The organism is Trueperaceae bacterium (genome assembly GCA_019454765.1).
GTDB lineage: Bacteria > Deinococcota > Deinococci > Deinococcales > Trueperaceae > JAAYYF01.
In genome coordinates this window covers 4,155-10,975 of the sequence record JACFNR010000044.1, presented here as the reverse complement: position 1 = coordinate 10,975, position 6,821 = coordinate 4,155, and the positions used below count along the sequence as shown (strand labels likewise).

Sequence of the window (6,821 nt, the reverse complement as noted above, 5' to 3'; positions counted from 1 at the left end):
GCCGAGGACGGCCAGCCCCTCCGGCGAGGTCCAGTAGCCGCCGGCGCGGGCGCCGACTGCGAGCCACGCGGGCCTGGCCAGCAGGAGGGTGGTCAGCGCCGCGTAGGCGAGCGCGATGGCCATGAACGCCATGGCGCCGGGCGTGAGGGCGAGCTCGTTCGCGTTCGTGTACTCGAACCGCGGGTTGGCGGCGCCCATGCCGACGGCGAGGCCGGTCAGCGCCAGGGCGCTGAGGGCGGCGGTGACGGGCGCCCCGAACGCCAACGCGGGGCTGAGGTCGAGGAGGCGACCGGCGGCGAGGCCCAACGTGAGCGCGAACCCCAGCATGACCGGCAGGACGAGCAGGAACTTGGCGGCCACTAGCTGGGTCGCGCGCAGCGGCTGCACCTGCACCAACCAGTAGCTCCCGGCCTCGTACGCGACGCTGGGGTAGGCGACGCGCAACGCCACGCCCGCCACGATGAAGCTCACGAAGGCGATGTTGAAGGCTCCCACCACGTCCCTGAACTGTTGCGTGGGCACGGGGATGGCGGCGAGGCTGAGCAGGTAGACGCCCGCCAGCGCCAAGAGGACCACGGCCTGGCTCCACTGCTGGACGTCGCGCACGAAGACGCGCGCGTCCTTGGCGAGGATGGCGCCGGTCGCGCCGAGCGCACGCGTCAACGCCCGCTCCCAGGCGGGTGCCGGTCGCGCGGGGCGGCGGCGCGGCGCGGGCGGCGAGTCGACGCTGCGGACCCAGCCGCGCACGAAAGCCAACCGCGCCGCGCCGGCCGTCAGGAGGAGGCCGGCTACCGCCGCGCCGGCCAGGGCCGCTGCCGCCGCGCTCGGTTCGCCCCCGATGGCCGCCCAGCTCGCCTTGGTCGCCCAGGCGGGCGGCAGCCAGCCAACGTCGAGCCGCGCGAAGGCGGCGAGGAAGGACTCGAAGGCGTCGGCGTCCTGCAGGTCGAGGCGCGCCAGGCGCTCAGGTCGCAGGGCCCGCAAGCCGAGGAGGGCGAGGGCGGCGGCGCCGATGCTCACCGCCGTCGCCACCTCCCGCACCCGCCCGGCGGGCGCGAACCTCACGAGAGCCAGCGCCAGCAGCGCGCCCACCGTGACCGGCAGGGAGTAGAGCGCGGCCGCGGCAACGGTCGCCACGAGGTAGTAGCCGGGATGCGCCGACAACGCGGCCCCCACGCCCGCCAGTGCCGGCACGGTCAGGACGAGCGGCAGGCCGGCCGTGTTGACGAACAGTTCGACCACCTTCATGGCGAACACCCGCGCCGAGCTCGTGGGCAGTGCGAGCAGGAACTCCAGGTCGGCGCTGCCGTACACGGTGCCGATGCTCGCCACCAGGACGGAGAAGAGCACCGCTGCCATGAGCACGAGGAAGAGCCCCTCGAGGCTTCTCTGCACGACGGCGGGCGCGATGCTGCCGACGAGCGGGTAGGCGTAGAGCCAGGCCACGGCGGCGCGCGTGCCGCGGAAGATGCCCAGCCCGAGGGCGCCTAACAGGGTCAGCGCCGCCACCAACCACACGGGTCTCGCCGCGAGCGCCCGCAGCGCGCCGCGCGTGCGCAGCCCCGCGAGGGTCACGCGGCGCCTGTACTTACCGGCGCGGTCAGCGCGAGGAACAGGTCCTCCAGCGAGGCGTTGGCCGGGTGTCGGGTGAGGGCCCGCAGCTCGGCCAGCGTGCCGAGAGCCACCAACCGACCCCGGTCGATGACGGCGATGCGGTCGGCCACCTCCTCGGCCACGGGCAGGGTGTGGGTGGTGAGGATCGCCGTGCGCCCCTCGTCAGCCAGCTCCCGGAACAGCCGCCTCACGTCGCGGTTGCCCTGCACGTCGAGGCCCACCATCGGTTCGTCGGCGATGAACAGCCGCGGCTCGCCCAGCAGGGCGACGCAGAACGCGAGGCGCTGGCGCATGCCGTGGCTATAGGTCTCGATGAGGTTGCCGCCGTGCTCGGCGAGGCCGAAGCGCGCCAGCAGCGATCCGATGCGCGCCGCCGGAGCCGCCTGGCGCCTCACGCCGGCCACGTACCTGAGTAGTTCCAGCGCAGTGACCTTGGGGTAGAACCAGGCGCGGTCCGGCACGTAACCCACCGCCGCCTTGGCCGCCAGGGGTTCCTGCCGCGTGTCGTGCCCCGCCACGACGACGCGGCCGGACGTCGGGGTCGTCAGGCCCGTCACGCAGCGGATGGTGGTGGTCTTACCGGCCCCGTTCGGGCCGAGTAGCGCCAGCACCTCGCCGGGTCGCGCCTCCAGGTCGAGCCCGTCGACGGCGCGCGCGGCGCCGTACCGTTTCGTCAGGCCGTCGATGCTGAGCAAGCTCGCCTCCGGGCGCCGCCCTGGGCGCCTGCCGCATCATCGGACGCGGCGGCGCTCAGGGGAGCAGGTAACGCCACTCGTTTGAGAGGAACTTGTCGGCGGCGAGCCGTTCGGCGCCCGCGAGCTCTTCGGCGCTCAGCGGGCCCGGCGTCAACCCGTAGCGCTTCTCGAAGGTCGCGACCAGGGCGTCGATGACCGTCTCGCGCGGGAGCTGCGTCTGCTGCCTGAGCGGCGCCACGCGCTTGTTGGCGCTCACGCTCCCCTTGTCGGACAGCTTCTCGCGGCCTATGCGCAGCACCTCGAGCATGCGCGCGGGGTCCATGTCGTACGCCATCGTCACGTGGTGCAGCACGGCGCCCCCGCGTCGCGTCTGGGCGGCCCCGCCGATCTTGCCCGCCTTCGACGAGATGTCGTTGATGGGCACGTACTCGGCCTCGACACCAAGCGAGCGGAGGCCCTCCAGCACCCAGTCGTCCATGAACGCGTAGGAGTCGATGAACGACATGCCCTTCACCAGGCTGTCAGGGGCGTAGATGGAGTACGTGATCGCGTTCTGCGGCTCGATGAACATGGCGCCGCCGCCCGTGATGCGGCGCATGACGGCGATGTCGTGCCGCGCGGCGCCGACGGGGTCGACCTCGTTGCGCACCGACTGGAAGCGCCCGAGGATGACGGCGTTGCCGGACCACTCCCAGATCCGCAGCGTCGGCCGGCGCCGGCCCGCCCCGACCTCGTAGGTGAGCACCTCGTCTAGGGCCATGTGGAGTTCCGGCGCCTGTGGACCCGTGCGGATGAGCTGCCAGTCGAACTCGTTCCAGCGGGGCGAGAACCTGGCGAGGGCGTCGGCGGCGCTCACAGCCGCTCCCGCGGGCGCCCGTCGTCTACGGCGCGGCGCACCGCCACCGCCACCGAGGTCGCGTCGAAGCCGAGCATCACGGCTTCCTCGGGCAGCGCCGCCGTCACCCGCCTCGCGAGCTCGGCCTCGGGCAGGTCGCTGGGCGCGCCGTCGAGGGCCGCCACGATTGCGTCCAACGCCTCGGCCGGCTCCAGGAAGAAGTCGCCGCTCACCTGGACGTTCGCCAGGCGGCCCGCCACCACCTCGAGGTCGACCACCACCAGCTTCCCCCCGGGGTGCTTGTACTCTCCGTGCGCTGCCATGCCCGCGATGATAACGCCCGTCCTGGCGGACCTCGGTTGACCCGGGTCAAAGCAGAGCGCTACGCTCGGGAATAGAGTGAGGCAGTCATGGTAGATCACAGTAGTCCACTCCCGGCCGCGTCGACCATCAACCGGCTGCCGGTAGCGGCCCTCGGCCAGCGCGTCACGGTGGAGGTCAAGACCGAGACCCCCTTCCTGCCGAAGGCGGCCTTCTTCCTGATTTCGGTCGCTTCCCTCGTTGGCACCATCCTGACCGGCAAGCTGCACGGCCTCGATGGCCTCGCGCTCGCGTGGCGCTGGCTCCAGTTCTGGAGCGTCGCCTTGCCCACCGGCATGCTCGCCTGGCGCCTCTTCTACCTCCGCCGGCACGAGTCCGGGCTCGACGCGGCGCGGGTGGCCACCATGCACGACGACCTCCTCGAGCGCGTGCGGGTCGTGAGTCGCTACCTCGTGCCGGTGCTCGTGGCCGGCGCGGCGGCCTCCCTGTTCGTGCCGTACCTCGCGGGTTGGACCGCCGTGGCGCTCACGGCCGCCAGCCTGGCTCTGGCGGCGCTTGTCACGCAAGCCCACCGCAGCCGGGCGGCGGCCTTCGGCGCCTTCCTCGTCGGCGCGCTGGCGTTGCTCCTCTGGGGTTGGGCCGACAGCGGCGGGCTGAGCGGCGTGGCGGCGGTCAGGACCGTGCACCTGTGGGCGTTCGCGGCGTGGCTGGGCGGCGCGCTCTTCAACCTGGGGGCGGCCGTGCCGGCGGGGCGCAAGAACGCCAACCTCGACGCGGTGGTGGCCGGCGCGAGGCAACTCGAGCGCTTCCGCTGGGTGGTGCGCACGTCGCTGCCCACCATCATCGTCACGGGCGTCTGGATGGCGCTCCGCTACGGTGGCGTCACCAGCCCGTTCTGGCTCAGCGGCATCGGCCTCCTCGTGCCGCTCAAGCTGCTCCTGATAGTGGCGCTCGTCGTCATCTTCATCACCTGCCCCCTCTACCGCGCCTGCTCCCCGGTGCGGGGCGTGTGCAACCTCGACGACCTGGGCGGGGGCGAGGGCTGATGGTGGCGGCGCCGGCCGCCGGCGGCGCCGTGGAGAGGCTCGACAACCGCGCCACCCCCTGCGCGCTGGGGTTGCTGCGGGTGCAGGAGCGGCTCGCGGCCATGCCCGTGGGCGCCACCCTCGAGGTGGTCACGCGGGACCGCTTCGCGCCCTACGAGGTGCCAGCCTGGGTGGAGCGCGCCGGCCTCGAACTCACGGCGCTCGAGAAGCGCGGGTTCTGGCTGTTCGGCAGCACCATGTTCCGCATCAGGAAGACGACCGAGGTGCGCGCCCCGCGGCGCGCGGCCGGTTAGCGACCGACCACGAGACCCCTCGGCGCCCGTCGGCGCGGGCCATCACTGCCGCCAGGCTGAGCACCTCGTCCCAACGCCGCTCCAGCGCGGCCTCGGCCGCGCTCGCCGGGCCGGTCACCCGCCGGGCGCGCGCCCGCAGCCGCGCCGCCAGCGCGCCGCCGCGACGCTCGACCAGCACCAGCTCGCGCCTGGCGCGCGTCAACGCGACGAACAGGACGTTGGCCTCGACCGCCTCCGTCTCGGCGTCGGCCGACCCGACCGCCAGCTCCTCGGGCCGCAGGAGGAAGACGCGCTCCGCCTCCCGCCCCTTGGCCTTGTGGATGGTGCTGAGGACCACGGCCTCGCCCTGGCTTCCGGGCTCGAACAGGCGCCGCACCGCCGCCTCCAGCTCAGTACGCGAGCGCCGCGCGCCGCGCCAAAGCTCGATCACCCCCTCCGGCGGCCCGGCCGGCGGGGAGTCCTGCAGCGCGCCGAGCACCAGCGCCAGCGCGCTGTGGAGGTCCGCGCTGCGTTCCAACAGGCGCGGCAGGGCTGGGTGCGTCAGGTGCTGCTCTTCGAGGCGGGCCGCCTCGGCGGCCCCGTGGCGCTCGACGGCCAGGGCCGCGTCTTCCGGCAGGCGCGTCGTGACGGGGAACACGCGCCCCGCCAGCTCGAGCAGTTCCTCAGCCAGGTCGTCGCCCAGCACCGTCGTGGGCAGGCCGCCCCGCGCGAGCGCCAGCGCCGTGCCCACCAGCGGCGCGTTAGTCCGCGACAAGACGAGGTCGCCCGGTCGCGCCACGCGCGGCAGGGCGCGTTCGGGCAGCAGCCGCACCGAGCCGGCCGTGGCGCCGGGCGCCGCGCTCATCTCCGGCGCGAAACGCCGCGCCAGCGCGACGTGCCTAGTGGGGCAACGGAACGAGACGGAGAGCGGGAGCAGGGCGGCGACCGTGGCCTCGGCGACCCGGGCGAGGGAGCGCCTGTCGGCCCCCGCGAAGGCGTAGATCGCCTGGCGTTCGTCGCCGACGAACAGCGCCCGCGCGCCGCCCGCGACCAGCCTCAGCACCAGCTCCAGGGTCAGCCGGCTGAGGTCCTGAGCCTCGTCCACGCAGACGAAGTCGTACGCCTCGAGCCGCAGGTCGAGGGTCAACGGGACGTACACCATGTCGGTGAAATCGACCGCACCGTCCGCGGCGGCGGCGGTGCCCAGCGCCAGGAGCGGCGCCAGCATGGCGTGGACGCCCGTGGCCTCCTCGGCCGCGAACGGGCGCTCCAGGCCGTAACGCCGCGCCAGCTCGGCGACCGCGACCGTGTCGGAGGCGTCGGTCAGCTCGAGGCGCGCGAAGCGCGCGAGGCTGCCCAGGTAGCGGGCCAGTTCCGCCGCTCGCGCAGCGGTGGCACCCGCCCCCGCCGCCAGCCCGGACGCCAGCCGCCCGTACTTGCCCGGCTCCAGCCGGAGCGGGGCGGCCCCGGGCAGGCCGCGGACGATGGCGGCGCGACCCAGCGCGTGGATCGTGGTGGCGGCGGTGCCGGCCGGGAGCCGCAGGCGCAGCTCGGCCGCCGTTGCCCGGTTGAAGGCGAGGAAGCACGCCGTCGTGCCCGGCGGCAGGCGGCGCGCCACCTCCACGAGCGTGGTGGTCTTGCCGCTGCCGGCCGTGGCCATCACCACGGCGTGAGAGGCGGCGCGCTCGACGTGCGCGAACACGGCCACCTGGTGGGCGCTGGGCGCCGGCGCCGGGCCGGGCGGCGCACACCTGTCTGACGGGGTAAGCCTGGACGACATGGCGAAGCCTCCCCTCCAGCTTGCGCGGGAGGGGAGGTTCGCGTCTGCGGGCGCCGGCCTAGGTCCTCTAGGCGACCGCCCTTGAACTGGGCCGCCTCAGGTCAGCGGTCGCGACCGGCGCCGCCGTCGGGCCGGCGGGCGCGCTGCCCCCCGCCGCGGCGGGAAGCGGATCCCGGCTGCGCGTCGCCCTGGGGTCCGGGTCGGCCGCCGACGCTCCCACCCTGCTGCCCGCGCCGACCGCCGTCACGCGGATGGTCGCCG

The 6,821-nt window shown here is 74.3% G+C and carries 7 protein-coding genes; 2 read left to right on the top strand and 5 right to left on the bottom strand.

Features of this window, described 5'->3' with window-relative positions; genetic code table 11:
- From H3C53_11110 to H3C53_11095, 4 genes are all read right to left on the bottom strand, one after another.
- On the bottom strand, positions 1 to 1,572 hold a 1,572-nt coding region (locus H3C53_11110), incomplete at its 3' end, for a hypothetical protein (GenBank protein MBW7917216.1).
- Positions 1,569 to 2,306, bottom strand: a complete 738-nt coding sequence (locus H3C53_11105) for an ABC transporter ATP-binding protein (GenBank protein MBW7917215.1) — start codon at positions 2,304 to 2,306, stop codon at positions 1,569 to 1,571. The genes H3C53_11105 and H3C53_11110, both read right to left, overlap by 4 nt.
- A 55-nt stretch (positions 2,307 to 2,361) precedes the next feature.
- Positions 2,362 to 3,066 carry a lipoate--protein ligase family protein gene (locus H3C53_11100; protein MBW7917214.1) on the bottom strand — a complete coding sequence of 235 codons (705 nt, stop codon included), beginning with the start codon at positions 3,064 to 3,066 and terminating at the stop codon, positions 2,362 to 2,364.
- A 92-nt stretch (positions 3,067 to 3,158) separates the two neighbouring features.
- On the bottom strand, positions 3,159 to 3,464 hold the full coding sequence (locus tag H3C53_11095) for a biotin--protein ligase (protein ID MBW7917213.1): 306 nt from the start codon (positions 3,462 to 3,464) through the stop codon (positions 3,159 to 3,161).
- Between the two features lie 87 nt (positions 3,465 to 3,551).
- Here H3C53_11095 and H3C53_11090 point away from each other — a divergent pair, with 87 nt between their 5' ends.
- Positions 3,552 to 4,508, top strand: a complete 957-nt coding sequence (locus tag H3C53_11090; GenBank protein ID MBW7917212.1) for a hypothetical protein — start codon at positions 3,552 to 3,554, stop codon at positions 4,506 to 4,508.
- The gene (locus H3C53_11085; GenBank protein ID MBW7917211.1) at positions 4,508 to 4,801 is read left to right on the top strand and encodes a sulfurtransferase TusA family protein; all 294 of its coding nucleotides are present in this window, start codon (positions 4,508 to 4,510) and stop codon (positions 4,799 to 4,801) included. Before H3C53_11090 ends, H3C53_11085 begins: the two co-directional genes overlap by 1 nt.
- Here H3C53_11085 and H3C53_11080 read toward each other — a convergent pair.
- Complete coding sequence (locus H3C53_11080) at positions 4,755 to 6,560, bottom strand: ATP-dependent helicase (protein ID MBW7917210.1); 1,806 nt, start codon at positions 6,558 to 6,560, stop codon at positions 4,755 to 4,757. The genes H3C53_11085 and H3C53_11080 overlap by 47 nt on opposite strands.
- Positions 6,561 to 6,821: the final 261 nt, after the last annotated feature.

What these genes read in the sequence shown, in the direction of transcription:
- H3C53_11080 (MBW7917210.1), bottom strand. Translation starts at nt 6,560, where the DNA reads ATGTCGTCCAGGCTTACCCCGTCAGACAGGTGTGCGCCGCCCGGCCCG.
- H3C53_11095 (MBW7917213.1), bottom strand. Translation starts at nt 3,464, where the DNA reads ATGGCAGCGCACGGAGAGTACAAGCACCCCGGGGGGAAGCTGGTGGTG.
- H3C53_11090 (MBW7917212.1), top strand. Translation starts at nt 3,552, where the DNA reads ATGGTAGATCACAGTAGTCCACTCCCGGCCGCGTCGACCATCAACCGG.
- H3C53_11085 (MBW7917211.1), top strand. Translation starts at nt 4,508, where the DNA reads ATGGTGGCGGCGCCGGCCGCCGGCGGCGCCGTGGAGAGGCTCGACAAC.
- H3C53_11100 (MBW7917214.1), bottom strand. Translation starts at nt 3,066, where the DNA reads ATGGCCCTAGACGAGGTGCTCACCTACGAGGTCGGGGCGGGCCGGCGC.